Genomic DNA, 25,323 nt, shown 5'->3' with positions numbered 1-25,323 from the left:
GACCGGTGTCCGTCGATGGTGACGGGTCTGACCGGGGTCTCGTCGGGAAACCCGCTGTCCGTGCCCCGATCTAGGCTGCAGCCCATGAGCGCTCGTCCTGATTCCGGACCGGAGACCGTCGATCCCGCGGTGGTCGCCGAGCTGGCCGACGTCCCCACCGTGGACGCACCGGCCGAGGCTGCGGCCCGGCACGCCGAGGTGGCGCAGCAGGTCGCGGACGCCCAGTTCCGGTACTACGTCCTGGATTCGCCGACGCTGTCGGACGGCCAGTTCGACGAGCTGCTCCGCGAGTTGCAGTCGCTGGAGGAGCAGCACCCGTCGTTGGTCACCCCGGATTCGCCGACCCAGCGGGTCGGCGGGACCGCCGGCTACGCCACCGGTTTCGAGGCCGTCGAGCACGCCGAGCGGATGCTGAGCCTGGACAACGTGTTCTCGGCCGAGGAACTGGCCGCCTGGTTGGAACGCGCCGGGCGGGACGCCGGCGGACCGGTGACCTGGCTGACCGAACTGAAGATCGACGGCCTGGCCGTCAACCTCACCTACGAGCGGGGGCGCCTGGTGCGGGCCGCCACCCGGGGTGACGGCCGGGTCGGTGAGGACGTGACCCTGAACGTCCGCACCATCGCCGCGGTGCCCGAGCACCTGCGCGACGACGGCGGTCACGACATCCCCGAGCTGGTCGAGGTGCGCGGCGAGGTGTTCTTTCCGCTGGCCGGCTTCGAGGCCCTCAACGCTTCACTGGTGGCGGCCGGCAAGCCGCCGTTCGCCAACCCGCGCAACTCCGCCGCCGGGTCGCTGCGCCAGAAGGACCCCCGCATCACCGCGTCCCGCCCGTTGACCATGCTCTGCCACGGCATCGGTGCGCGGCGCGGCTTCGACATCACCCGGCAGTCGGAGGCCTACGAGCGGCTGGCCGCCTGGGGGCTGCCGATCTCGACCCACAACCGGGTGGTCGGGACCGCCGCGGAGGTGGCCGACCGGGTCGCCTACTGGAGCGAGCACCGGCACGACCTCGACCACGACATCGACGGTCTGGTCGTCAAGATCGACGAGATCGCCGCCCAGCGGCGGATGGGCTCGACGTCGCGGGCCCCCCGCTGGGCGATCGCCTACAAATACCCGCCCGAAGAGGCGACCACCCTGCTCAAGGACATCCGCGTCAACGTGGGCCGCACCGGTCGGGTGACCCCGTTCGCCTTCCTGGAACCGGTGCTGGTGGCCGGATCGACCGTCGGGCTGGCCACCCTGCACAACGCGGAGGAGGTCAAGCGCAAGGGCGTGCTGATCGGCGACACCGTCATCATCCGCAAGGCCGGTGACGTCATCCCCGAGGTCCTCGGCCCGGTGGTCGACCTGCGCGACGGGCGGGAGCTGCGCGAGTTCGTCATGCCGACGCAGTGCCCGGAATGCGGCACCGCATTGCGGCACATGCGGGAGGGCGATGTCGACATCCGCTGTCCCAACGCGCGCAGCTGCCCGGCCCAGCTCCGGGAGCGACTGTTCCACCTGGCCGGCCGGGGCGCCTTCGACATCGAGGGCATGGGGTACGAAGCCGCGGCGGCTCTCCTTTCCGCCGGGGTGGTGCAGGACGAGGGTGACGTGTTTCCCGGGCCGGCGGACCCGGCCGACGGACCGCCCTTCGGGCTGACCGAGGAGCGCCTGCTGCAGGTGCCGCTGTTCACCACCAAGGCCGGCGCACTCTCGGCCAACGGCCGCAAGCTGCTGGCCAACCTGGAGAAGCAGAAGGACCAGCCGCTGTGGCGGGTGCTGGTGGCGCTCTCCATCCGGCACGTCGGGCCGACGGCCGCGCGGGCGCTGGCTCAGCAGTTCGGCTCACTCGAGGCGATCCGGGCGGCCTCCGAGGAGGACCTGGCCGCCGCGGAAGGGGTCGGGCCGACGATCGCCGCCGCGGTCATCGAGTGGTTCACCGAGGACTGGCACGCCCGCATCGTCGACCGCTGGCACGCGGCCGGGGTGCGGATGGCCGACGACGTCACCGACCGCCCGGAGCAGACCCTCACCGGCCTGTCCGTGGTGGTCACCGGCAGCCTGGAGACCTTCTCCCGGGACGAGGCCAAGACGGCTCTGCTGGAACGCGGCGCGAAGGCGGCCGGCTCGGTGTCCAAGAAGACGGCGTTCGTGGTCGTGGGGGACAGCCCCGGCTCCAAGTACGACAAGGCGGTGCAACTGCAGGTACCGATTCTCGACGAGAACGGTTTCCGGGTCCTGCTCGGCGAGGGGCCGGACGCGGCGCGGGCGGTCGCCCAGATCGGCGACGGCGGCGGGGGAGCGGCAGAAGGTGACGAACAGGCTGAACCGGATCAGCCGACCGGGTAGCGTGACCTGGGTGACATCCGCTTCGCCGCAGCCCGCCCGCCGTTGGGACCAGCCCTCGCCGTCGGGCAAGGTGCCGGACTTCTACGAACGGTCGGCGGACCACCCCTACCGGGCGATGGCGTTGAACGGATGGCCCATCGCTCTCGGGCTGCTCGTCATCGCCGTGATCTTCGCGTTCTTCTTCCCACTGCTGGGCATCCTGCTGGCCGTCTCGACGCCGCTGGCCATTCTCGCCGCGTACTTCTACGGGATGACCCGGGCCCGCCTCATCCGCGTGCAGGTCAGTGACGACGTCGTCTCCGTGAGCAACGGCAAGACCGGCAACGCCTGTGACCGGGCCGAGATCCGCACCGCCGTGATCGTCCAGGGCCTGCGCCGGCGGGCGACCCTGCCCCGGACCACCGACCTGATCCTGCTCGATGCGCGCGGACGGACCCTGCTGCTCGTCCCCGGTCTGCTCTTCGCGGCCGAGACCTTCGACGACATCGTCGATCTCATCCGTCCGGCCACCGTCGACCGACTGTCCGGGGCGTTCACCCCGGAGTCGCTCACCGAGCGGTATCCGCTGATCCTGCACACCGCCGACGGTCGCCCGCCGGCCGCCAAACGGTCCGCCAGCGGCATCGTCCTGCTCGTCGCCATGACGCTCGTGCTGCTGGCTCTGGTCTACATCGCGTTTGTCGTCTTCTTCCGCTGATCCCCGGCGGACACCCCACCGCCGCGGTACTGCCCGGTCGACCAGGCGCCGGGACCGCTCAGCGGCGCCGGTGGGTGAACCGCAGGTAGTAGCCGTCGGGATCGAAGACCCGGAAGTCCTGCAGGCCCCACGGCCGCCGCTGGATGTCCTCGTCGATCACCCACCCGGCCAGCCGCAGCCGGTCGCGTTCGGCGTGCAGGAAGTCGACCTCCAGCACGATCTCGACCCCGGTCGGTGGTCGGCGGAACTGCGGCAGCCCCTCGCCCGGTCGGGCCACCACACCGATCCGGACGGCGTCCCGGACCAGTTCCAGGTAGGGCTGCGCCTCGGCGCGCTGGTCGACCGCGATGCGAAAACCCAGCGTGTCGACGTAGAAGCGCACGGAGGCGTTCACGTCCTGGACGAAGATCTCGATCCGCAGGCTGCTGGGCACCTCCCGACCCTCTCACGTTCACCCGGTGGGGTGGATCCCGCAGCGGGCCCGCCGCACCGCCCGGTGCGCCGGCGCGCCTGCCCATCGACCAGGATGGTGGCCGCGACCGGGTAGGCAGGAGCCGCACACCAACCCCCGCACCGGTCCCGGAACCGCCGACGACAGGAGCACCATGGCCGAGACGGCACCGCTGCGCACCGCACTGGACCTGACCGGACGCGAGGTCCTGGTCGTGGGGGCCGGTCCCGCCGCACTGCCCCGCATCGCCGGGCTGCGGGCCGCCGGTGCCGATGTCGTGGTGACCACCGGGCTGTCCGAACCGGGCGGCGGCGACGGTGAGGTCGCCGACGCCGTCACCGATCTCGCCGATCGCGGCCTGCTCCGACTGCATCGGCGACCGACCGACCCCGGGGACTGGACCACACCGTGGCTTGTCGCCGCCGCGACCGGTGACCCGACCGGCGATGCCGCGGTCGCGGCCACCGCGGCGACCCATCGGCTCCTCTGCCTGCCCGCGGTGAGCGGGTTCGCGACGACGGCACCCGGTGACCGGCCCGTGACCGAGCGGGGCGGCCGGGTGGTTCTCGTCGGCGGCGGGCCTGGCGACCCGGACCTGATCACCGTCGCCGGCCGACGGGCCGTGCGGCAGGCCGACGTCGTCGTCACCGACCGGCTGGCTCCGTTGGCCCTGCTGGACGAGGTCCGGCCGGGCACCGAGATCGTCGACGTGTCCAAGGTGCCGGCCGGGCCGACGACCGGTCAGGACGAGATCAACCGGATCCTGGTCGAGCGGGGTCTGGCCGGGAAGGTGGTCGTCCGGCTGAAGGGTGGCGACGGTTTCGTCTTCGGCCGCGGCGCCGAGGAGTGGCAGGCCTGCGCGGCCGCCGGTCTACCGGTCTCGGTGATCCCGGGCCTGTCGTCGGCCGTGGCGGTGCCCGGTCTGGCCGGCATCCCGGTCACCCACCGCGACCTCAACCAGGGATTCACCGTGGTCTCCGGGCACGTCCCGCCCGGCGACCCCCGGTCGAACCTCGACTGGCCGGCGCTCGCCCGCACCGGCACGGCGCTGATCATCCTGATGGGCGTGCGGACCCTGCCGGCGATCGCCCGCACGCTCATCGAGCACGGACTACCGGCGGACACGCCGGCGGCCACGATCGCCGACGGCGGGCTGCCCGGTCAGCGGGTGGTGCGGGCGACGCTGGACCGGATCGCCGAGGTCGGGGACGCGGCCGGGATCCGCCCGCCGGCCATCACCGTCGTCGGGACCGTCGCCGCCTTCGACCCGACCGCCGGCTGACCGACGGGGCCGAGGGGGTGCGGCGCACGGTCAGTCGGCGAACAGCGCGGCCGGCGACCGCCCGGTGACCACCGAGGTGAGCCCGGCCAGGTGGCCGAGGCGGGCGATCTCCGAGTCGCGCAGGGCCGGCCCGCCGGGTCGGCCGACCAGCACCACGGTGTCCGGGTCCCACAGCGGGGCGGCGGCCATCTCCGTGCTGACGGCCTTCCAGTCGTCCGGGACCCAGGCAGCCTCGGGATCCAGCACCGTTGCGTGCTGCACCGGGGCCCAACCCGGCTCCACCCCTTCGAGATCGGGAGTGCCGCCCCCGCCGGCCAGCAGCTCGACGGTATGCCGGTCACCGATGCGCTCGACCCGGACGACCGCGGCCCAGCCGGCCCGCAGCACCTGGGGGAGCATGCGGGCGAGGGTGGCGACGGCGTTCTTGGGATCGGCGGCGATCGCCTCGACCAGTTCCCACTCGCGGTGCCGGGCGGCGACGCCGGGATCGGGGCGCACGGATTCGACCCGGACCCCGGGCACGCTCTCGGCCGCGGTGATCAGGACGTCCGGCTGCCGCCCGCTGGGCAGCTCCACGACGATGTCGTCGACCGCGAGGTCGGGGGAGCGCTCCACGATGTCCATGGCCAGGATGTCGGCGTCCACCTTGCCCAGCTCGGTCGCCACGGCCCCGAGCGTGCCGGGACGGTCGGGGAGTTCCAGGCGTAGGACATAGGACATAGCGGTCGCTCACTTCCCAAAGACGTCGGTGCGTTCCGGGCCGGGACGCCGTCGTCCCGCCGGATGCCGTTCCATTGTCGCGGCTGAAGTGTCCTCGTTTCGCGTTTCCGACACATCACCGGGACGCGTCGGACACGCTGCGGCCCCGGTGATCCTCGTTCCGGACACCCCTCGAAGGGGTGGCGGGGCCATCGGGGTGGGACAGCGGCGGTGTCCGATTCGTCCGATGGGGTGCTCGCCAGGACAGCGGGTGACTCCCGTCGGCCGGACGGGCCGGCGTCGGTGTGGCGAAGCGCACGACGGCCCGCTGCGAGCCGGGCCCGCCGAGCGGGCCGGGCGACAACGCCGGTCGGCGCGGCGGCGCGGGATAGCATCGGAGCGCTGTGGGCCGACAGCCCGCAGCAGTCCGTCCGGGTCCGGTTGCCGCGTTCGGTGTGGCACCGCCCGGCGTCCGACCCCACCGGGAGAACCGTGTCACGCCCCGCACTCACCCGCGACGACGTCGCGCACCTGGCCCACCTGGCCCGGCTCGAGCTCACCGACTCCGAGCTGGACCGCTACGGCGATCAGCTGTCGGTGATCCTGTCCTCGGTCGCCGAGGTCACCGACGCGGTCGGTGACCAGCAGATCGAGCCGACATCGCACGCGGTGCCGTTGACCAACGTGTTCCGGGCCGACGAGGTGCGCCCCGGCCTGACCCGTGAGCAGGCCCTGGACCAGGCGCCGGCCGCCGAGGACGGCCAGTTCCGCGTGCCGCAGATCCTCGGCGAGGAATGAGATGACTGCAGTGGACAACACCACCGACCTGACCCGCCGCACCGCCGCCGACCTGGCCGCCGCCATCCAGGCCAAGGAGGTCAGCGCGGTCGAGGTCGCGCAGGCCCACCTGGACCGGATCGCCGCCGTCGACGGCGCGGTGCACGCCTTCCTGCACGTCTCCGGTGAGTCGGCGCTCGCCCAGGCGGCCGCGGTCGACCAGCAGGTCGCCGCCGGGGAACCGGCCGCGTCGCCGCTGGCCGGCGTGCCGCTGGCGCTCAAGGACATCCTCGTCCAGCAGGGTGTGCCGACGACGGCCGGTTCGAAGATCCTCGAGGGCTGGATCCCGCCGTACGACGCCACGGTGACCCGCCGGCTGCTCGACGCCGGGGTCGTCATCCTCGGGAAGACCAACCTCGACGAGTTCGCGATGGGCAGCTCGACCGAGAACTCGGCGTACGGGCCGACCCGTAACCCGTGGGACCTGTCCCGCATCCCGGGCGGCTCGGGCGGCGGTTCGGCCGCCGCGCTGGCCGCCTTCGAGGCCCCGCTGGCCATCGGCACCGACACCGGCGGATCGATCCGCCAGCCGGCCGCGGTCACCGGAACCGTCGGCGCCAAGCCCACCTACGGCGGGGTGTCCCGCTACGGCGTCATCTCGCTGGCGTCCTCCCTGGACCAGGTCGGGCCCTGCGCCCGGACGGTGCTGGACACCGCGCTGCTGCACGAGGTGATCGGCGGGCACGACCCGCACGACTCGACCTCCATCCCGGCCCCGGTGCCGGCGGTGGTCGACGCCGTCCGCCGCGGCGCCACCGAGGGCGTGGCCGGGATGCGCATCGGCGTCGTCCGGCAGCTGTCCGGCGAGGGCTACCAGCCCGGCGTGCTGGAGTCGTTCGCCGCCGCGGTGGAGACACTGCGGGCGGCCGGGGCGGAGATCGTCGAGGTCGATTGCCCGCACTTCCAGTACGCGCTGGCGACCTATTACTTGATCCTGCCCAGCGAGTGCTCGTCCAACCTGGCCCGGTTCGACGCCATGCGTTACGGCCTGCGTGTTGAGCCGACCGGTGCCGCCGCCCGCAAGGCCGGTCCGGTGTCGGCCGAGCAGGTCATGTCGGCCACCCGGGGCGCCGGGTTCGGCGCCGAGGTCAAGCGCCGCATCATCCTGGGCACCTACGCCCTGTCCGCCGGCTACTACGACGCCTACTACGGGTCGGCCCAGAAGGTCCGCACGTTGATCAAGCAGGACTTCGAGGCCGCCTTCGCCGCCGCCGACGTGCTGATCTCGCCGTCGTCGCCGGTGACGGCGTTCGGGATCGGCGAGAAGGTCGACAACCCGATGGCCATGTACCTCAACGACCTGGCCACCATTCCGGGTTCGCTGGCCGGCATCCCGGCCATGAGCGTGCCCAGCGGGCTCGCGTCGGACACCGGACTGCCGGTCGGCCTGCAGATCATGGCCCCGGCGCTGGGTGAGACGGCGATGTACCAGGTCGCCTCCGCCTTCGAGACCGCCTACGCGGCAACCCATTCCGGGCTCGTCCCGGACGCTGCTCCCGATCTGGAGGTCGTGGCGTGAGCGCCGTGGCAACGGAACTGGTCGACTACGACGACGCGATCGAGCGCTACGACCCGGTGCTCGGGTTGGAGGTGCACGTCGAGCTGGGTACGGCCACCAAGATGTTCTGCGCCTGCCCGACGACGTTCGGCGCCGAGCCCAACACCCAGGTGTGCCCGGTGTGTCTGGCGATGCCCGGGGCGCTGCCCGCGGTCAACAGCCGGGCCATCGAGTACGCGATCCGCATCGGTCTGGCGCTGAACTGCCAGATCGCGTCCTGGTGCCGGTTCGCCCGGAAGAACTACTTCTACCCGGACATGCCGAAGAACTTCCAGACCTCCCAGTACGACGAGCCGATCGCCTACGGCGGCTGGCTCGACGTCGAGGTGCCCACCCCCGACGGGGGTCTGGAGACTGTGCGGGTCGAGATCGAGCGTGCCCATATGGAGGAGGACACCGGCAAGTCCACCCACGTGGGCGGGTCCACCGGGCGCATCCACGGCGCCGAGTACTCGCTGCTGGACTACAACCGGGCCGGTGTCCCGCTGGTCGAGATCGTCACCAAGCCGATCGTCGGCACCAAGGCGTCCGCTCCGGTGGTCGCCCGGGCCTACGTCGGTGCGCTGCGCGATCTGCTGCTGTCGCTGGGTGTCTCGGACGTCCGGATGGACCAGGGGTCGCTACGCTGCGACGCCAACGTCTCGCTCACCCCGGCCGGCAACCCGGTGTTCGGCACCCGCACCGAGACCAAGAACGTCAACTCGCTCCGCTCGGTCGAACGGGCGGTGCGGTACGAGATCTCCCGGCAGGCCGGGGTTCTCGATGCCGGCGGCTCCGTCACCCAGGAGACGCGGCATTTCGACGAGTCCACCGGGACGACGTCGGCCGGACGCAAGAAGGAGACCGCGGAGGACTACCGGTACTTCCCGGAGCCCGACCTGGTGCCGATCGCCCCCGACCCGTCCTGGGTGGCGGAGATCAAGGCGAACCTGCCCGAGCTGCCGTGGGTCCGGCGGGCCCGGCTGCAGAACGAGTGGGGCTACAGCGATCTCGAGATGCGTGACCTGGTCGCCGCCGGTGCGGTGGACCTGGTCGCCAGCACGGTGGCCGCCGGCGCGACTCCGGGCGAGGCGCGGTCCTGGTGGACGTCCTACCTGGGTCAGAAGGCCCGCGAGAGCGGCATCCCGCTGACCGAGCTGGCCATCACGCCGGCCCAGCTGGCTGTCGTCATCGGCAAGGTCGGGGACGGTTCGCTGACCACCAAGCTGGCCCGGCAGGTCGTCGACGGCGTGCTGGCCGGCGAGGGTGAACCGGACGCGATCATCGCCGCCCGCGGCTTGGCTGTCGTCTCCGACGACTCGGCCCTGGAGAAGGCGATCGACGAGGCCATCGAGGCTCAACCCGCCGTCGCCGACAAGATCCGCTCCGGCAAGGTCCAGGCCGTCGGCGCCATCGTCGGCGCGGTGATGAAGGCGACCCGGGGACAGGCCGATGCGGCCAAGGTCCGCGCGCTGATCCTCAAGCGCTTCGGCGTCGAAGGCTGAGGGGGGCCGCTCCGTGCGCATCGCCGTCGCCCAGATCGCCAGTCGGATCGACCCGGCCGTGAACCTGCGGCTGGTCACCGACGGCATCCGGGCGGCGGCCGACGCCGGCGCCGCGCTGGTCGTCTTCCCGGAGGCGGCGATGTGCGCGTTCGGCGTGGCGCTGGCCCCGGTCGCCGAACCGCTGGACGGCCCGTGGGCGACCGCCGTCCGGGAGGTGGCCGACGAGCACGACGTGTGCGCGGTGGTGGGCATGTTCACCCCCGCGTCGGGGGGACGGGTGCGCAACACCCTGCTGGCCACCGGCCGGGGGGTCGAGACCAGCTACGACAAGATCCATCTGTACGACGCCCACGGGTTCCGCGAGTCGACCACGGTGGCGCCGGGAACCGCGCCGATGACGTTCACCGTCGACGGCGTCACGGTCGGCCTGGCCACCTGCTACGACGTCCGGTTCCCGGGCCTGTTCCAGACCCTTGCCGACCGCGGCGCCGAGGTGGTCGTCATGCCGTCGTCCTGGGGGGCCGGTCCCGGCAAGCGGGAACAGTGGGACCTGTTGACCCGGGCCCGCGCCCTGGATTCCACGACATTCGTGGCCGCCTGCGACCAGGCGCGACCGGCGACGGCCGGGGTGCCCACCTACGGGACGGCGCCCACCGGCATCGGGGCCAGCATCGTCGTGGCCCCGGACGGGAGCATGGTCGACCAGCTCGACGAGGCCCCCGGAACCCTGGTCGTCGACCTGGATCTCGAACGCGTCGCCCAGGTGCGGGCAGTACTGCCGGTGCTGGTCAACCGCCGCTTCTGACACTCGCCGCGCCCGGACGCGACACCTGACCGTCCGACTTGGTAAAGCCTGACGCTGTTTTGTCGCGGAGACGGCGTGTTCCGCCCAGTCGCACGCGGAAAGTCGGGTGTCGGCCTCAGCCGCACGCGGCGTCCCGGCCGGGCACAACCCTTCGCCGGCCGCGCGCGGATCAGTCCGGTCCGCCGTCCGCCCCGCCGCCGTCGGTCGGGATGACGATCACCCGGTCATCACTGGGCACCGGGGTGCCGAACCCGTCCTTGTTCGACGTCGTGGCCCACAGCAGGCCCTTGCTGTCCGGGGTGACGGTCAGCAGCCGGCCGTAACGGTTGTCGAGCACCTGGGTCGGGGTGCCGGAAAAGGTCCGGTCGGGATTGAGCCGGAGCGCCGAGACCTGTTGCTTGTCCAGCGATGTGGTGGCCAGGGTGGTGCCGGTGATCGCGCAGTCAGCGGCCCCGCCCTCCGCTCGCGGCCACGTCCACAGCACCGCTCCCGCGGCCGGGGTGGCGTACGACCCGCCGGCGGCCAGCGGTAGCAGCACGTCGGCGTCGGTGCGCCGGTCCAGGGCGGCCATGGTCCCGTCGGTCAGGGGACACACCCCGGCGACCTGGGTGAAGCCGGACGCGTAGACGGCGGATCCCGGAGTGGGGTTGTCGGCCGCCGGTTTGCCGAACTCGTCCAGCCGCAACACCTTTCCGGCCAGCGACGTCGGATCGGCCGCCAGCGCCGGGTTGCCGGTGTCCCCGGTGCCGACGTACAGGCTGCGATCGGCGGCGAACCCGATGCGACCGCCGTTGTGCTCGGTGCCCTTGGGGATGCCGGTGAAGATCGCCTTGGGCTCGTCTCCCGCGGCGATGCGGATGATCCGGTTGTCGGTCGCCGTGGTCACGTAGGCGTAGAGCAGCCCGTCCTCGGTGTACGAGGGGGACAGGGCCAGCCCGAGCAGGCCGCCGTCGCCGGCGGAGTCGATCCCCACCGTGCTCAGCTCGAACAGCACCTGGGCGTCCTGTTGCGGTGCGACCTGCAGGATGCGCCCGGTGGTCCGTTCGCCGACCAGGGCCGCGCTGCCGTCCGGCAGCGGGGCGAGCCCCCACGGCGCGGCCAGGCAGGTGGCGATGACGGCGGCATCGGTCGGTGCGCACGGGTCCGGTGCAGCGGAGGCGGACCCGGACGGCACGGGGGCGCTCTGGTCGGACGCCGACGTGGACGGAGCGGTGGTGGCCCCCGGCGACGGGACCACCCGGGTCTCCTGCTGCGGTTCGACCTCCCGCGCGGTCAGCGACGGCTGCACCGTGAAGGTGGGTTCCTCGGCCGAGAAGTCGGCGCACCCGGTCAGCAGCAGGGCGACCACGCCCGACGCGGCGAGCAGACGGGCGGCCCGGCGGCCGGCGCGCGCGGACCGCGGCGCTCGGGCGGAGGGTCCCGGACTGGTCGTCGACATCACGATCCACCGTACGCAGCTCGCCGCGCCACCCGGCGCGTCGTGACCTGGTCGGGCGGCTCCACGGCCGGTGGTCGCGGACGGCCCGGATGGATCGCTGCGAGCAGGTCGGCGACCACGGCGTCGGGGAGGTAGGCGACGGTGGCCGACCGGCGGGAGGAGAACCGGACGGTGACGCCGCTGACGCCGCGTCGGACGTTGAACGGTGACGCCTGCTGCCGGGCCGACTGGATCCCGCCCCGCCGGGCGATGACGGTCTGCCGGCTCAGCACTCGCCGCGCACGCAACACGACGACGTCGTCGTCGATCCGCCAGCCCGCCTCCCGGGCCCGGACCCACCCCAGGAGCGCTCCGAGCGGGAGGAACACCGCACCGGCCGCGGCCGCCGGGCCCGCGCCGACCAGCAGCAACCCGCCGGTCGCCAGGACACCGAACCCGGCGCCCCAGGCCGTCGGCACGGTGAGGTAGCGCCGCCGCAGCTCGCGGGGGACCTGGTGCAGCGGTGTCGGCCGCCACCCCAGCTCGGGAATCGCGGCCGGCAGGAAGGTGGCCATCCGATCGGTGCGCAGCAGGGGCACGACCGTCCTGCGCAGCGGGCTGACCCGGCCCATCCCGGCGACCTCGGCCTGCAGCGCGCAGTAGCCCAGGTGGCCGCGCCAGAGTCCCTCGACGATGCGGACCGCGTGGACCCGATCGACCTCGATCACCCCGCTCCGGTGGGTCACCAGTCCGGCGGTCGTGCGCAGGAGCGGCCCGTCCCGGACGGCCGTCCAGCGGAACTGGCGGGACACGGTCCAGCCGACCGCGGCGACCAGCCCGACGGCGACGAGCGCACCGAGCACCGCGGCCTGCCCCCGGGGTTCGACGGCGGTCTCCATGAAGGTGCGCGGGACCGGCGGAACGAAGCGGGAGAACCACAGCCAGCCCATCACGCTGGCCACGATCAGGACCGGGACGAGGGCGCTGGTCGCCGCGGCCACCAGCAGGTCGACGGTGGACAGCCGGGACAGCGTGACCGGCGGGACGGCGGGCGGCTCGTCACCGACCGGCCGGCCGGCGCGCCGAGGATCGGTGAGCGCCTGTCGCAGTTCGACCATCCGCCGCGTGGACAGGCTGGGCAGGGTGACCAGCGCGCCGCGTCGGTCACCGGGCACCCCGATCCGGAGCGTCCAGGTCCCGACCAGCCGCTGGGTCAGGCTGCGGTTGGCCGCGACCGCCGTGATGCGGCTCAGCGGCACCGTGCGGACCGTGCGGTGCAGCAGTCCGCTCGACAACCGGAACAGCCCCGCGGTCACCGTGTACCGGCGCACCGACCACTCCGCCACGGCCACAGCCATGATCAGGCCGAACAGGGCGGCGTTGACCGCCCACGGTGCGCCGCCGAGCACGGTGACCGCCAGGAACGGGATCGCGCGTCGTGCGGTCCGGGCGGTCTCGGTGAGCAGGTAGATGGGGTGCAGCCGGGTGCTCGGCACCGTGCCCGCATCCGACCGTGCCTCCCGGTCCACGGCTGTGGCCATCAGAGGTCGTCGTGCACGTTGGCCAGCCGGCTGATCAGCGCGCAGATCCGGTCGGCCTCGTCCAGTTCGAGGCCGTTGACGACGACGGCACCCGCCGCGGTGCCGACCCGGACGGTCGTCAGCCGGTACCAGCGGGCCAACGGCCCGCGCGCGGTCCGCAGGTTCTGCACGCGCGCCATCGGGACGACCGTGCGGCGCCGGAACAGCACGCCGTGGCCGACGTCCAGTTCGTCGTCGGACAGGGCGTACCAGAAGACGGCGTGCCGGACGGGCGGGACGACGACCACGGCGACCGCGCCCAGCGCGACGAGCAGACCGGCCAGCGACCAGGCCACCGCGGCGATCCAGGTCAGATCGTCGGGCACCAGCACGGCCACCGCGACCAGTAGCCCCACCGGGGGGATCAGGGCGGCGACGAGGGCCCATCGCCAGCAGGGCACCACCCGGTCGGGCAGTCGGCGGCGCGCCCCGGGTCGGTCGCCCGCGAGCCGGTGCCCGGTCCCCGGGTCCGGCGGCGGGGTGCTCGTCGGCCGGGTCATTCGGCCAAGGCTAGGGGCTGGTCGTGGCCCGCCGGCCGGTACCGCCGGTCGGACACGAAGGGGGACATCGCTCTCCTGTGCGTTCTGGCCCTCGCAGGCTCGGGTGCTAGAGCGACGCGCCGCCGTCGAGCACCAGGTCGTGCCCGATCGCCGGCCCCGCACCCGGCGACGCGAGCCACAGCACGGCCGAGGCGATCTCGTCGCGGGTGGCGGCCCGGCCCAACGGACTGGCATCCCGCAGGCGGGCGGCCCGGTCCTGCGGGGTCTCGCCGGGCCGCAGGGACATCGGGGTGTCGACCGGTCCCGGGCTGATGGCGTTGACCCGGATCCCGTCGGCGGCCGCTTCCACCGCCGCGACCCGGCTGAGGGCACTGACCGCCGCTTTCGCGGTCACGTAGGCCCCCATCCCGGCCCGGACGGTGTGCGCCCCGAGGTTGGAGGCGGTGTTGACGATGACGCCTCGTCCGTCGCCGTGGTCGACGTTCGCACGCATGGCCCGGATCTCGTGTTTCAGGCACAGCCAGGTGCCGGTGACGGTGAGATCCAGATTGGCGGTCCAGGCGGCCCGGTCCAGATCGGTGAGCGGGCCGGCCAGCACGGCGCCCGCGTTGTTGAACGCGATGGTCAACCGACCGAACGTCGTGACGGTGTGGTCCACGGCCGCCCGGACGTCGTCCTCGACGGTGATGTCAGCGGTCACGGCGTCGGCGACGCCGCCGGCCGCGGAGATGAGTTCGACGGTCTCGGCCAGGGGTTCGGCGCGGCGACCGAGGACGACCACCCGTGCGCCCTCGGCGGCGAAGGCGACGGCGGTCGCCCGGCCGATGCCCGACCCGCCTCCGGTGACCAGGACGACCTGATCGGCGAACCGCCCGCCGCCGGTGTCGATCGATCGTGATGCAGTCATGTGACCCCCCTCCGGACCCGGTGGCCCATCAGCACGATGGCCGATCCACCGGCCGCCGGACGCCGGTCAGCCGGTGCGTCCACCGGACGGGGTCGTCGGCTCGGCCGGTTCGGCCAGCGGCGTCGCCGCGGGGGCCGGTGCAGGCGGGGTCTCGCCGTCCGGGGTGTCGGCGTCCGCCGGTTCGGCCTCGCTCCCCGGCTCGGGGGGAGCGGTGAAGGTCAGATAACCACCGGAGACCGCGGCCAGCACCGGTAGGTCGCGGGGCCGGACCATCGGCAGGCGGATGCGACGTTCGTCGGTGCCCACCGCCACCGCCCAGCGCGGACCGGAGAATTCGAGCCGGTCCAGTTCCTCCCACCGCAACCGGCGGGTCGGCCGCAGCCCGTGCACGCTGATGGCCTGCCCGTCGACGACGGTCCGGGTCAGCAGGACGGCGACACCGATGAGGACGGGAACCAGCAGGAGCAGCGACCACCACACGTTGACGGTGGCGATGGGCCCGAGGCAGAACGCGGCCAGCACGGGCAGCAGGACGACGGCGATGAGCGGCATCCGGAAGACGGCCCGCTGCGGGGCCGGCTCGGCCGACGGATCGGTGGAGGGGGCGTCACTGCGGGCAGCCATACGGCCATGGTGTCATCGCGACCGACCCGATCGGCCCCGCGGTGCGGGAAGCGTCTTCGCGACCCGGGCGCCGGTCCGTCGGCGGCCAGCGGTTCCCACGATGTGGGACATTCGTTTTACATGTTTGACACGTTCGCCGGCCCCGGCCTACTCTGCCCGTGTGTCCCAGCTCCTCGTAATCAGCTAGCGCGTCGTCGCCGACCCGGCACCGACGCGCTCACCCCTTCGCCACCACCCGTGGCAAGGGGTTTTTTGTTGCCCAGGGCCAGGACGATTGCTCCCGGAGATCCCGGAAGTCCGTCCCGAACCCCGGGGAACGGGACACCGTGGCCACCACCCACCGGCCGCACCGGCACCGCCGCTGTACCGCACGACAGGCAGTACCCGCACCACCCCCAGCAGGACCCTGGTGGGGCCGGCCGCAGCGGACCTCCGCACCGCGGCCGGCCACCCACAGATCTCCGAACACGGACGAAGAAGGTAGCGATGACGCAGACCCGCGCGGCCGACAGCCGGACCGCGGTCATTCCGCCCACGACGACGAGCGCATCCGGTCGCATCTCCGAATCGGTGACCGGCGCGGCGTCGGTCGTGCGATCGCTCGAGGAGGTCGGGGCGGAGATCGTCTTCGGCATCCCCGGTGGCGCGGTGCTCCCGGTCTACGACCCGCTGCTCGACTCGACCCGCGTCCGTCACATCCTGGTCCGCCACGAGCAGGGCGCCGGACACGCGGCCACCGGCTACGCGCAGGCCTCCGGCAAGGTCGGCGTCTGCATGGCCACCTCCGGGCCGGGGGCGACCAACCTGGTCACCCCGATCGCCGACGCCTACATGGACTCTGTCCCGCTGGTCGCCATCACGGGCCAGGTCGGCACCCCGCTGATCGGCACGGACGGCTTCCAGGAGGCCGACATCTGCGGCATCACCATGCCGATCACCAAGCACAACTTCCTGGTCACCGACCCGGCCGAGATTCCGCGGACCATCGCCGCGGCGTTCCACCTGGCCTCCACCGGTCGTCCCGGCCCGGTCCTGGTCGACATCCCCAAGGACATCCTGCAGGCGCAGACCACCTTCACCTGGCCCAACGAGATCCACCTGCCCGGCTACCGGCCGGTCACCCGCCCGCACTCCGGGCAGATCACCGCGGCCGCCAAGCTCATCGCGGCCGCCCGCCGTCCGGTCCTCTACGTCGGTGGTGGAGTGATCAAGGCCGAGGCCAGCGCCCAGCTGCTGCGGCTGGCCGAGCTGACCGGCATTCCCGTCGTCACCACCCTGATGGCCCGCGGGGCGTTCCCCGACTCGCACGTCCAGCACCTGGGCATGCCCGGGATGCACGGCACCGTCGCGGCGGTCGCCGGCCTGCAGAAGGCCGACGTCATCGTGGCCCTCGGCGCGCGGTTCGACGACCGGGTCACCGGCCAGCTGTCGTCCTTCGCTCCCCGGGCGGCGATCATCCACGCCGACATCGATCCGGCCGAGATCGGTAAGAACCGGGTCGCGGACGTGCCGATCGTCGGCGATGCCCGGGAGGTCATCACCGAGCTGATCACCGCCGTTTCCGCCGAGCAGGCCGCCGGGGTGGTCGCGGACCTCACCGCCTGGTGGGCCGAGCTGGACGAGCTGCGCGAGACGTTCCCGCTGGGCTACGACGAGCCGGCCGACGGCACGCTCTCGCCCCAGTACGTCATCGAACGGCTCGGCGCGATCGCCGGCCCCGACGCCGTCTACGCCGCCGGCGTCGGCCAGCACCAGATGTGGGCCGCGCAGTTCGTCAAGTACGAGAAGCCGCGCACGTGGCTGAACTCCGGTGGGCTCGGCACGATGGGCTACGCCGTCCCGGCGGCCATGGGCGCCAAGATGGGCACCCCGGAGAAGGTCGTCTGGGCGATCGACGGCGACGGCTGCTTCCAGATGACCAACCAGGAACTCGCCACCTGCGCCATCGAGGGCATCCCGATCAAGGTCGCCGTCATCAACAACGGCAACCTCGGCATGGTCCGGCAGTGGCAGACGCTGTTCTACGGCGAGCGCTACTCCAACACCGACCTCGGCACCCACAAGCACCGCATCCCGGACTTCAAGATGCTGAGCGAGGCGATGGGCTGCGTCGGTCTTCGGTGCGAGTCCCGGGAGGACGTCGACCGCACGATCGAGGCGGCGATGGCCATCAACGATCGCCCGGTCGTCGTCGACTTCACCGTCGGCAAGGACGCGCAGGTGTGGCCGATGGTCGCCGCCGGCACCGGCAACGACCAGATCATGGCCGCCCGCGGCATCCGCCCGCTGTTCGACGAGGAGAACTGACCCGATGTCCCGCCACACGCTGTCCGTCCTCGTCGAGAACAAGCCCGGTGTCCTGGCCCGGGTGTCGTCGCTGTTCTCCCGGCGCGGCTTCAACATCGACTCGCTGGCCGTCGGACCGACCGAGAACCCGGACGTCTCCCGGATGACGATCGTGGTCTCGGTCACCGGCCTGCCCCTGGAGCAGGTGACCAAGCAGCTCAACAAGCTGGTCAACGTGCTGAAGATCGTCGAGCTGGCCCCGGCCGCGACCGTGCAGCGTGAGCTGCTGCTGGTCAAGCTCCGCGCCGATTCGACCAGCCGGCCGCAGATCGTTTCGATCGTCGAGATGTTCCGGGCGCGGGTGATCGACATCGCTCCCGAGTCGGTGACCATCGAGGCCACCGGCACCAGCGACAAGCTGGACGCGCTGCTGAAGATGCTGGAACCGTTCGGCATCCGCGAGATGGTGCAGTCCGGCATGGTCGCGCTGGGGCGCGGTCCCCGGGCCATCACCTCGGGCGGGGCCTCCGGGGCCCCGGCCGGACTGTCCGCGGTGCCGGGGACGCTCTCGGCCTGACCGGTGCCCGGTCGCCGCCGCCCCCGCAGCCGGGGGCCGCGGCGGTCGGCCGGTCACCGACCCGCTCGCGGACAGGGCAGACTGTCCCGGGCTCGTACCACCGCCACGGGGTTCCCCGCGGCGACCCGATCGTTGCGACACCGACCGGTCCCTCCGGGGCCACGGTGTGGCGAGCACATCACTCAAGGAGAGCAGGACGTTCATGGCCGCTGAGATCTTCTACGACGACGACGCCGATCTGTCGATTATCCAGGGTCGTAAGGTCGCCGTCATCGGCTACGGCTCGCAGGGCCACGCGCACTCGCTGTCCCTCCGGGATTCCGGCGTGGACGTGCGGGTCGGTCTGCCCGAGGGCAGCAAGTCCCGTAGCAAGGCCGAGGACCAGGGTCTGCGCGTCGTCACCCCGGCGCAGGCGGCCGAAGAGGCCGACGTGATCATGATCCTGACCCCGGACCACGTGCAGCGGCACGTGTACGCCGAGGCGATCGAGCCGCACCTGAAGGCGGGCAAGGCGCTGGCCTTCGGCCACGGCTTCAACATCCGGTTCGGCTACATCAAGCCCCCGGCCGATGTCGACGTCATCATGATCGCCCCCAAGGGTCCGGGTCACCTGGTCCGCCGCGAGTTCGTCGACGGCAAGGGCGTGCCCTGCCTCATCGCCGTCGAGCAGGACGCGTCCGGCGACGCCCAGGCGCTGGCGCTGTCCTACGCGCGGGCCATCGGCGGCACCCGGGCCGGCGTCATCAAGACGACCTTCCCGGAGGAGACCGAGACCGACCTGTTCGGTGAGCAGGCCGTGCTGTGCGGCGGCATGTCCCGCCTGGTGCAGCAGGGCTTCGAGACCCTGGTCGAAGCCGGCTACCAGCCGGAGATCGCCTACTTCGAGTGCCTGCACGAGCTGAAGCTGATCGTCGACCTCATGTACGAGGGCGGCATCGCCAAGCAGCGTTGGTCGGTGTCCGACACCGCCGAGTACGGCGACTACGTCTCCGGCCCGCGCGTGGCCGACGACCACGTCAAGGAGAACATGAAGGCGGTGCTGGCCGACATCACCGACGGCACCTTCGCCGCCCGGTTCATCGCCGACCAGGACGCCGGCGCTCCGGAGTTCAAGAAGTTCCGCGAGGACCAGGAGAAGCACCCGATCGAGGAGACCGGGCGCAAGCTCCGTCCGCTGATGAGCTGGGTCGCCCAGAACGACGACTACACCGGCACCGCGGCCCGGAGCTGACGCTCCGCCCGCCAGAAACGACGACGGCCCGGCCCCCACCAGGGGAGCCGGGCCGTCGTCGTCTGCGGGCGTCAGTTCTGGAACGTCTGACCGCCGCGGGCCTTGATCCAGGCGGTCGCCTCCGGGCGGAGCAGGAGCACGATAATGATCACCGGGATGGCCAGGCTGAGCAGGCTGTTGCCGCGGAAGTCCATGAAGAGCTGGATCAGCGAGACCAGTGCGGAGATCGCCGACACCACCAGCAGGATCCGGAAGTCCTTGCCGTCCATGGCCATCTTCCCGGCCCAGATGTGCAGGGCGCCGAGGGCGATGACGACGATGGCCATCAGGACGACGAAGCCGCCCCCGCCGAGCCACCCGGCGCCGGCGATGATGCCGCCGCCGAACAGCAGCGGAATGCCCAGCAGCAGGGAGAGGCCGCCGATGATGTACGACATGACCCCGGCGGCGGTCACGACCCCGGGTCGGGCCCCGACGGAGCCGACCGGGTAGCCGGGGGCGGCGGCGTAGTGCCCGGGCTGTCCGTAGCCGGGCTGGCCGTACCCGCCGGCGGGTGGTGCGGGCGGGTACCCGGCGGCCGGCGGCGGGGGATAGGAACCGGCCGACGGCGGGGGATAGTCACCGGCCGACGGCGGAGGCGGGTAGCTGCCCGGAGTCTGCCCGCCGGGGGCGCCGGCGGAACCGTAGGCCTGCGGGTCGTAGTTGCTCGGTTCCGGTGAGCCGGACGTGGTCATGTCGCTTCCCGATCTGTGTGCGGAATGTCGGACTCGTCGAAGCGTAGTCCTGGTGATCACTGAGAGTGAGAATCTTTCGGGGAAATACCTCGATCTGTATATGAGTCGGTCGCACCGGCCACGGGGGCGTCGGTCTCGGATCGGCACGTCGGGGTCCGGGAGTCCGATCCCGGTTGTGGGCTGGCTCACCACCGGTGGGTCGGGAGCGGTCCTGACCGGCTCGGACCGGTCTGCGGGGCCACCGTGACGGTTCGGGGCAGGGTGGCCCGCCGACTAGGATCAGCCGCCGGACCGCCGCGCGCAGATCGACCACGACGTGACCACGCCGCGAGAAAGTCGATCGGTCGGGACGACCACGCCGCGGACAGATCGACCAGACGGAGATGACCACCGTGCCTCAGCCCATCGTGCTGCTCGCCGAGCAACTCGCCCCGTCGGCCCTCGAGGCCCTCGGTACCGAGTTCGAGATCCGGCAGGTGGATGGCGCCGACCGGTCCGCGTTGCTGCCGGCTCTGGCCGACGCAGACGCCGTCCTGATCCGTTCGGCCACCCAGATCGACGCCGAGGCGTTGGCCGCCGCCCCCCAGCTCAAGGTCGTCGCCCGGGCCGGCATCGGCCTGGACAACGTGGACGTCCCCGCGGCCACCGCCCGCGGCGTGCTGGTCGTCAACGCCCCGCAGTCCAACATCATCACCGCCGCCGAGCACGCGCTGGCCCTGCTGCTGGCCGTCGCCCGCCGCATCCCGGCCGCCGACGCCTCGGTGCGCGCGGGGGAGTGGAAGCGCAACAAGTTCACCGGCGTGGAGCTGGCCGACAAGACCGTCGGCGTCGTCGGGCTGGGCCGGATCGGTCAGCTGTTCGCGGCCCGCATCGCCGCCTTCGGCACCGACGTCATCGCCTACGACCCGTACCTGCAGCCGGCGCGGGCCGCCGCGCTCGGGGTCCGCCTGGTCGACCTGCACACCCTGCTGGCCGAGGCCGACGCCATCTCCATCCACCTGCCCCGCACCCCGGAGACCCTCGGGCTGATCGGCGCGGAGGAGCTCAAGCTGGTCAAGCCGGGGGTGCTCATCGTCAACGCCGCCCGCGGCGGTCTCATCGACGAGCAGGCCCTGGCCGACGCGTTGACCGAGGGCCGGGTCGGCGGTGCCGGTATCGACGTCTACGCCACCGAGCCGCTCGGTGCCGACAACCCGCTGCGCTCCGCCCCGAACACCGTGCTCACCCCGCACCTCGGCGCCTCCACCACGGAGGCCCAGGACAAGGCGGGCACCGCGGTGGCCCGCTCCGTGCGGCTGGCCCTGCGCGGGGATTTCGTCCCCGACGCGGTCAACGTGCAGGCGGCCGGTCCGGTCTCCGATGAGCTGCGCCCCTGGCTGCCGCTGGTGACCCGGCTGGGCACCATCCTCACCGGGGTGGCCGGGGCAGTGCCGAAGGAGCTCGTCGTCGAGGTCCGCGGCGATCTCGCCGCGCAAGACACCACGATCCTGCAGCTCGCCGCCGTCCGCGGGGTGTTCGCCGGCGTCATCACCGAGGCGGTCACCTTCGTCAACGCCCCGACCCTGGCCGCCGAGCACGGGCTCACCCTGTCCGGGACCTCGACCGAGGAGATCGGCGACTACCGGTCGGTCGTCCGGCTGCGGGCCGCGATGGCCGACGGGTCGTCCCGCACCGTCACCGGCACGCTGTCCGGGCCGCGCCAGGTGGCCAAGCTGGTGGAGGTCAACGGCCGGCACTTCGACATCCGGGCCGAGGGCAACCTCGTCGTCCTGGCCTACGCCGACCGCCCGGGCGTCATGGGCAAGGTCGGCTCGCTGCTGGGCGAGGCCGCCGTCAACATCGAGGCCGCGCAGATCTCCCAGGAGCTGACCGGCCGCGCGGCGATCATGGTCCTGCGGGTCGACGGCCCGCCGTCGTCCGACCTGCTGGACGGGATCGCGGCGGCGGTGGACGCCAACGCGATCCGGGCGATCCCCGCCGGCTGAGCCGGCCGGCGGCGATCTTCGCGGCGCTGCGAGCTGCGTCACTCCTTCGTGCCGCCGATCGGGTGACACGATGCGCCGTTCGCGGGACTCCGTACCCCCGGCCAGGTAATCTGAGCCGGCATCCGGCGGGCGATCACCCCTCCGGGGGGTCCGGGGCGGGGGCCGGATTCGGCCGCCATCGCACCACTCTTCGCAGACCAGTTGCATCCCGACCGTCCCACTGCGGGAACGCGACCCGACCAGGGTCCGACCGCGACGACACAGGTGTTCCGCCGGCCGCGCACGTGCGCGGGTCGTCGGCCAGAAAGGTTCTCCCATGAAGCTCGCGGTCATCCCGGGTGACGGCATCGGGCCCGAGGTCGTCCGGGAGGGGCTCAAGGTCCTTCAGGGCGTCGTCCCGACCGCCGAGTTCACCGAGTACGACCTCGGTGCGGCGCGCTGGCACCGGACCGGTGAGCTGCTGCCGGACTCCGTGCTCCGTGAACTGCGCGAGCACGACGCGATCCTGCTCGGTGCGGTCGGCGACCCGACGGTGCCGTCCGGCATCCTCGAGCGCGGTCTGCTGCTGCGGCTGCGGTTCGAACTCGACCACCACGTAAATCTGCGTCCCGCCCGCCTGTACCCCGGGGTCGCCGGGCCGCTGGCCGGCGACAAGGCCGTCGACCTGGTCGTGCTGCGGGAGGGCACCGAGGGCCCGTACGCCGGCAACGGCGGTCTGCTGCGCAAGGACACCCCGCACGAGATCGCCACCGAGGTGTCGCTCAACACCTACTTCGGGGTCGAGCGGGTCGTGCGGGACGCCTTCGAGCGCGCCGCCCGCCGGCCCCGCAAGCACCTGACGCTGGTCCACAAGACCAACGTCCTCACCCACGCCGGGCAGTTGTGGAGCCGGGTCGTGGAGGAGGTCTCCATGGAGTACCTGGACGTCACCGTGGCCTACTGCCACATCGACGCAGCGATGATCTACCTGGTCACCGACCCGGCCCGGTTCGACGTGGTCGTCACCGACAACCTGTTCGGCGACATCTTCACCGACCTGGCCGCCGCCGTCTCCGGTGGTATCGGCCTGGCCGCGTCCGGCAACCTCGACGTCTCCCGCACCAACCCGAGCATGTTCGAGCCGGTGCACGGTTCCGCCCCGGACATCGCCGGAACCGGGACTGCCGACCCGACGGCCACCGTGCTGTCCATCGCGCTGCTGCTCGACCACCAGGGCCTGCCGGAAGCGGCCCGTCGGGTCGAGGCCGCGGTCGCGTTCGACCTGGCCACCCGCCAGTCCGGTTCGGTCTCCCGGACCACGGCCATCGGCGACCGGCTGGCCGCGCTGGCCTCCAGCTGACCGCAGTTCCCCGACGCCCGTCCCGCGCTCCGGCGCGGGGCGGGCGTCGTGCTGTCACGGGTTCCGAGATGCTCGTGGCGCGGGCCAAGGCCCGGTGGCGGGATACTGGACGGCGGCGCGCGCCCGGCCGGCCGGTGTGGGTGCGACCACCCCCGCCGCCTGTCCAGGAGTTGACCCCGTCATGACCGACCCCGGTTCGCGCCCGCCTGCCGCCGACCTGTCGTCGCCGATCCCCGCCGTGGTGCGGTCGGCGATCAGCCGTCCGTCCCCGCTGGGCGATGCCTTCCACGTCTTCGACACCACCCTGCGCGACGGCGCCCAGCGGGAGGGCATCAGCTACTCGGTCGCCGACAAGCTGGCCGTCGCCACCCTGCTCGACGAGCTCGGCGTCGGGTTCATCGAGGGTGGCTGGCCGGGCGCAATGCCCAAGGACACCGAGTTCTTCGCCCGCGCGCTCCGCGGCGGGGAACTCGACCTGCGGTCGGCCCAGTTGGTGGCCTTCGGGGCCACCCGCAAGGCCGGGGTCCGGGTCCAGGACGATCCCCAGGTCCGGGCCCTGCTCGATTCCGGTGCCCCGGTCGTGACCCTGGTGGCCAAGTCCGACGTCCGGCACGTCGAGCGGGCCCTGCGCACCACCCGCGAGGAGAACCTCGCCATGGTCGCCGACACCGTGCGGTACCTGACCGACCACGGCCGCCGGGTGTTCCTGGACTGCGAGCACTTCTTCGACGGGTACCACGCCGACCGGGACTACGGGGTCCGGGTGGCCGCCGCGGCGGCCGACGCCGGGGCCGACGTCATCGTGCTCTGCGACACCAACGGCGGGATGCTGCCGATGGGCCTGGGCAGGATCGTCGCCGAGGTCGGCGAACGCACCGGTCTGCGGCTCGGGATCCACTGCCAGGACGACACCGGCTGTGCGGTCGCCAACACCGTCGCCGCCGTCGAGGCCGGGGCCACCCACGTCCAGTGCACCGCCAACGGGTACGGAGAGCGGGCCGGCAACGCGGATCTGTTCGCCGTCGTGGGGAACCTCGTCACCAAGCTCGACCGGCCGGTGCTGCCCGAGGGTGGACTGGCCGACATGCTGCGGGTCAGCCACGCCATCGCCGAGCTCGCCAACATCGCCCCGGACACCCACCAGGCCTACGTGGGGGCGTCGGCGTTCAGCCACAAGGCCGGCCTGCACGCCTCGGCGATCAAGGTCGACCCCGAGCTGTACAACCACCTGGACCCGACCCGGGTCGGCAACGCGCAGCACATCCTCATCACCGAGATGGCCGGACGCGCCTCGGTCGAGCTCAAGGCCCGCGAGCTCGGCATCGACCTCACCGAACGGCCGGCCGTGGTCGGGCGGATCGTCGACGAGGTCAAGCGCCGGGAGGCGGCCGGCTGGTCCTACGAGGCCGCCGACGCCTCGTTCGAGCTGCTGATCCGCGACGAACTGCAGCGCGGCACCGGGCAGGCCCCGTCGGCCGGGGGGCGTCCGTTCCGGCTGGAGTCCTACCGGGTCATCGTCGAGAGCGACCTGTTCGCCGCCGGCCCGTCGGAGCCGCCGGTCGTCAACTCCGAGGCCACCGTCAAGGTGCACGTGGGTGGCCGGCGGATCATCGCGACCGCGGAGGGCAACGGTCCGGTCAACGCCCTGGACTCGGCCCTGCGGGCCGCGGTCGTCGAGCAGTTCCCCGAACTCGACGACGTGGAGCTGACCGACTACAAGGTCCGTATCCTCGCCGGGAACGCCGGCACCGACTCCATCACCCGGGTGCTCGTCACGAGCGCGGATCAGGGCCCGTCGGGTCCGAAGGAATGGACCACCGTGGGCGTGCACGCCAACGTGGTGGAGGCATCCTGGCAGGCGCTGGTCGACGCCCTGCTGTATGCGCTGCCGGGCGGCGACGCCGGTGCGGAAACCGGTGCCGCGGGTACCGGGAACGTGAGTGGTCATCAGGACGCCCCGCTGGCCGGGGCCCGAGCAGGAAGCAGGTGAGCT

The 25,323-nt window shown here is 72.5% G+C and carries 21 protein-coding genes; 13 read left to right on the top strand and 8 right to left on the bottom strand.

Annotated features, from left to right (window positions below):
* Nucleotides 1-84: 84 nt before the first annotated feature.
* Together ligA and FDO65_RS07735 are read left to right on the top strand one after the other, a co-directional pair.
* Complete coding sequence (gene ligA, locus FDO65_RS07740) at nucleotides 85-2,337, top strand: NAD-dependent DNA ligase LigA (protein ID WP_137448762.1); 2,253 nt, start codon at nucleotides 85-87, stop codon at nucleotides 2,335-2,337.
* 10 nt (nucleotides 2,338-2,347) lie between these two features.
* A complete protein-coding gene (locus FDO65_RS07735; RefSeq protein WP_137448761.1) occupies nucleotides 2,348-3,034 on the top strand; it encodes a hypothetical protein in 687 nt (228 codons plus the stop codon).
* A gap of 58 nt (nucleotides 3,035-3,092) precedes the next feature.
* Here the strand turns inward: FDO65_RS07735 and FDO65_RS07730 are convergent, their stop codons facing one another.
* On the bottom strand, nucleotides 3,093-3,467 hold the full coding sequence (locus tag FDO65_RS07730; protein WP_137448760.1) for a VOC family protein: 375 nt from the start codon (nucleotides 3,465-3,467) through the stop codon (nucleotides 3,093-3,095).
* Between the two features lie 172 nt (nucleotides 3,468-3,639).
* On the opposite strand from FDO65_RS07730, the gene cobA reads away from it, so the two are divergent.
* Entirely contained in the window at nucleotides 3,640-4,767 is a 1,128-nt protein-coding gene (gene cobA / locus FDO65_RS07725; protein WP_137448759.1) for a uroporphyrinogen-III C-methyltransferase, read from the top strand.
* A 30-nt stretch (nucleotides 4,768-4,797) separates the two neighbouring features.
* On the opposite strand, the gene FDO65_RS07720 is transcribed toward cobA, so the two are convergent.
* Nucleotides 4,798-5,487, bottom strand: coding sequence for an ACT domain-containing protein (locus tag FDO65_RS07720; RefSeq protein WP_137448758.1), 690 nt, complete (start codon nucleotides 5,485-5,487; stop codon nucleotides 4,798-4,800).
* Between the two features lie 471 nt (nucleotides 5,488-5,958).
* On the opposite strand from FDO65_RS07720, the gene gatC reads away from it, so the two are divergent.
* Genes gatC through FDO65_RS07700 form a run of 4 tightly spaced genes read left to right on the top strand, consistent with a single transcriptional unit; the run spans nucleotide 5,959 to nucleotide 10,150 of the window.
* A complete protein-coding gene (gene gatC / locus FDO65_RS07715) occupies nucleotides 5,959-6,264 on the top strand; it encodes an Asp-tRNA(Asn)/Glu-tRNA(Gln) amidotransferase subunit GatC (protein ID WP_137448757.1) in 306 nt (101 codons plus the stop codon).
* A gap of 1 nt (nucleotide 6,265) precedes the next feature.
* Complete coding sequence (gene gatA, locus FDO65_RS07710) at nucleotides 6,266-7,822, top strand: Asp-tRNA(Asn)/Glu-tRNA(Gln) amidotransferase subunit GatA (RefSeq protein ID WP_137448756.1); 1,557 nt, start codon at nucleotides 6,266-6,268, stop codon at nucleotides 7,820-7,822.
* Nucleotides 7,819-9,345 carry an Asp-tRNA(Asn)/Glu-tRNA(Gln) amidotransferase subunit GatB gene (gene gatB, locus FDO65_RS07705; RefSeq protein WP_137448755.1) on the top strand — a complete coding sequence of 509 codons (1,527 nt, stop codon included), beginning with the start codon at nucleotides 7,819-7,821 and terminating at the stop codon, nucleotides 9,343-9,345. Before gatA ends, gatB begins: the two co-directional genes overlap by 4 nt.
* Nucleotides 9,346-9,358: 13 nt before the next feature.
* Nucleotides 9,359-10,150 (top strand): carbon-nitrogen hydrolase family protein, encoded by a 792-nt coding sequence (locus tag FDO65_RS07700; protein ID WP_137448754.1) that lies wholly within the window; start codon nucleotides 9,359-9,361, stop codon nucleotides 10,148-10,150.
* A 169-nt stretch (nucleotides 10,151-10,319) separates the two neighbouring features.
* Here the strand turns inward: FDO65_RS07700 and FDO65_RS07695 are convergent, their stop codons facing one another.
* From FDO65_RS07695 to FDO65_RS07675, 5 genes are all read right to left on the bottom strand, one after another.
* Entirely contained in the window at nucleotides 10,320-11,588 is a 1,269-nt protein-coding gene (locus FDO65_RS07695; protein ID WP_137448753.1) for a PQQ-dependent sugar dehydrogenase, read from the bottom strand.
* Nucleotides 11,588-13,108 carry a PH domain-containing protein gene (locus tag FDO65_RS07690; protein WP_137448752.1) on the bottom strand — a complete coding sequence of 507 codons (1,521 nt, stop codon included), beginning with the start codon at nucleotides 13,106-13,108 and terminating at the stop codon, nucleotides 11,588-11,590. Before FDO65_RS07690 ends, FDO65_RS07695 begins: the two co-directional genes overlap by 1 nt.
* The gene (locus FDO65_RS07685; RefSeq protein ID WP_137448751.1) at nucleotides 13,108-13,647 is read right to left on the bottom strand and encodes a PH domain-containing protein; all 540 of its coding nucleotides are present in this window, start codon (nucleotides 13,645-13,647) and stop codon (nucleotides 13,108-13,110) included. The genes FDO65_RS07690 and FDO65_RS07685 overlap by 1 nt, the downstream gene beginning before the upstream one ends.
* A 106-nt stretch (nucleotides 13,648-13,753) precedes the next feature.
* Nucleotides 13,754-14,554, bottom strand: a complete 801-nt coding sequence (locus FDO65_RS07680; protein WP_137448750.1) for an SDR family NAD(P)-dependent oxidoreductase — start codon at nucleotides 14,552-14,554, stop codon at nucleotides 13,754-13,756.
* Between the two features lie 66 nt (nucleotides 14,555-14,620).
* Nucleotides 14,621-15,178 (bottom strand): PH domain-containing protein, encoded by a 558-nt coding sequence (locus tag FDO65_RS07675; protein ID WP_137448749.1) that lies wholly within the window; start codon nucleotides 15,176-15,178, stop codon nucleotides 14,621-14,623.
* Nucleotides 15,179-15,664: 486 nt separating this feature from the next.
* On the opposite strand from FDO65_RS07675, the gene FDO65_RS07670 reads away from it, so the two are divergent.
* The 3 genes from FDO65_RS07670 (at nucleotide 15,665) to ilvC (ending at nucleotide 19,272) form a co-directional block, all read left to right on the top strand.
* The gene (locus tag FDO65_RS07670; RefSeq protein WP_137448748.1) at nucleotides 15,665-17,485 is read left to right on the top strand and encodes an acetolactate synthase large subunit; all 1,821 of its coding nucleotides are present in this window, start codon (nucleotides 15,665-15,667) and stop codon (nucleotides 17,483-17,485) included.
* A 4-nt stretch (nucleotides 17,486-17,489) separates the two neighbouring features.
* Complete coding sequence (gene ilvN / locus FDO65_RS07665; RefSeq protein ID WP_137448747.1) at nucleotides 17,490-18,041, top strand: acetolactate synthase small subunit; 552 nt, start codon at nucleotides 17,490-17,492, stop codon at nucleotides 18,039-18,041.
* Nucleotides 18,042-18,207: 166 nt separating this feature from the next.
* Nucleotides 18,208-19,272, top strand: coding sequence for a ketol-acid reductoisomerase (gene ilvC / locus FDO65_RS07660; RefSeq protein ID WP_476739041.1), 1,065 nt, complete (start codon nucleotides 18,208-18,210; stop codon nucleotides 19,270-19,272).
* Between the two features lie 71 nt (nucleotides 19,273-19,343).
* Here ilvC and FDO65_RS22105 read toward each other — a convergent pair whose 3' ends face one another.
* The gene (locus FDO65_RS22105) at nucleotides 19,344-20,006 is read right to left on the bottom strand and encodes a hypothetical protein (RefSeq protein WP_166441978.1); all 663 of its coding nucleotides are present in this window, start codon (nucleotides 20,004-20,006) and stop codon (nucleotides 19,344-19,346) included.
* A 383-nt stretch (nucleotides 20,007-20,389) separates the two neighbouring features.
* Between FDO65_RS22105 and serA the strand changes: the two genes are divergently transcribed.
* The 3 genes from serA to cimA all read left to right on the top strand — a co-directional run bounded on the left by serA (nucleotide 20,390) and on the right by cimA (nucleotide 25,320).
* Nucleotides 20,390-21,991, top strand: a complete 1,602-nt coding sequence (gene serA, locus FDO65_RS07650) for a phosphoglycerate dehydrogenase (RefSeq protein ID WP_137448745.1) — start codon at nucleotides 20,390-20,392, stop codon at nucleotides 21,989-21,991.
* 316 nt (nucleotides 21,992-22,307) lie between these two features.
* Nucleotides 22,308-23,330 (top strand): 3-isopropylmalate dehydrogenase, encoded by a 1,023-nt coding sequence (locus tag FDO65_RS07645; RefSeq protein WP_137448744.1) that lies wholly within the window; start codon nucleotides 22,308-22,310, stop codon nucleotides 23,328-23,330.
* 181 nt (nucleotides 23,331-23,511) lie between these two features.
* Complete coding sequence (gene cimA, locus FDO65_RS07640; RefSeq protein ID WP_137448743.1) at nucleotides 23,512-25,320, top strand: citramalate synthase; 1,809 nt, start codon at nucleotides 23,512-23,514, stop codon at nucleotides 25,318-25,320.
* Nucleotides 25,321-25,323: the final 3 nt, after the last annotated feature.

This window comes from Nakamurella flava (assembly GCF_005298075.1).
Taxonomy (GTDB): domain Bacteria; phylum Actinomycetota; class Actinomycetes; order Mycobacteriales; family Nakamurellaceae; genus Nakamurella; species Nakamurella flava.
Note: the sequence above shows the minus strand (reverse complement) of the source record. Positions and strands in the feature narration are given on the sequence as shown.

Excerpts from the sequence above, each read along its gene's own strand:
- ligA (WP_137448762.1), top strand. The coding sequence starts at position 85 with ATGAGCGCTCGTCCTGATTCCGGACCGGAGACCGTCGATCCCGCGGTG.
- cimA (WP_137448743.1), top strand. The coding sequence starts at position 23,512 with ATGACCGACCCCGGTTCGCGCCCGCCTGCCGCCGACCTGTCGTCGCCG.
- FDO65_RS07670 (WP_137448748.1), top strand. The coding sequence starts at position 15,665 with ATGACGCAGACCCGCGCGGCCGACAGCCGGACCGCGGTCATTCCGCCC.
- FDO65_RS07685 (WP_137448751.1), bottom strand. The coding sequence starts at position 13,647 with ATGACCCGGCCGACGAGCACCCCGCCGCCGGACCCGGGGACCGGGCAC.
- FDO65_RS07645 (WP_137448744.1), top strand. The coding sequence starts at position 22,308 with ATGAAGCTCGCGGTCATCCCGGGTGACGGCATCGGGCCCGAGGTCGTC.
- FDO65_RS22105 (WP_166441978.1), bottom strand. The coding sequence starts at position 20,006 with ATGACCACGTCCGGCTCACCGGAACCGAGCAACTACGACCCGCAGGCC.
- FDO65_RS07690 (WP_137448752.1), bottom strand. The coding sequence starts at position 13,108 with ATGGCCACAGCCGTGGACCGGGAGGCACGGTCGGATGCGGGCACGGTG.
- ilvN (WP_137448747.1), top strand. The coding sequence starts at position 17,490 with ATGTCCCGCCACACGCTGTCCGTCCTCGTCGAGAACAAGCCCGGTGTC.
- FDO65_RS07675 (WP_137448749.1), bottom strand. The coding sequence starts at position 15,178 with ATGGCTGCCCGCAGTGACGCCCCCTCCACCGATCCGTCGGCCGAGCCG.
- FDO65_RS07695 (WP_137448753.1), bottom strand. The coding sequence starts at position 11,588 with ATGTCGACGACCAGTCCGGGACCCTCCGCCCGAGCGCCGCGGTCCGCG.
- cobA (WP_137448759.1), top strand. The coding sequence starts at position 3,640 with ATGGCCGAGACGGCACCGCTGCGCACCGCACTGGACCTGACCGGACGC.
- serA (WP_137448745.1), top strand. The coding sequence starts at position 20,390 with ATGACCACCGTGCCTCAGCCCATCGTGCTGCTCGCCGAGCAACTCGCC.
- FDO65_RS07720 (WP_137448758.1), bottom strand. The coding sequence starts at position 5,487 with ATGTCCTATGTCCTACGCCTGGAACTCCCCGACCGTCCCGGCACGCTC.
- gatA (WP_137448756.1), top strand. The coding sequence starts at position 6,266 with ATGACTGCAGTGGACAACACCACCGACCTGACCCGCCGCACCGCCGCC.
- FDO65_RS07680 (WP_137448750.1), bottom strand. The coding sequence starts at position 14,554 with ATGACTGCATCACGATCGATCGACACCGGCGGCGGGCGGTTCGCCGAT.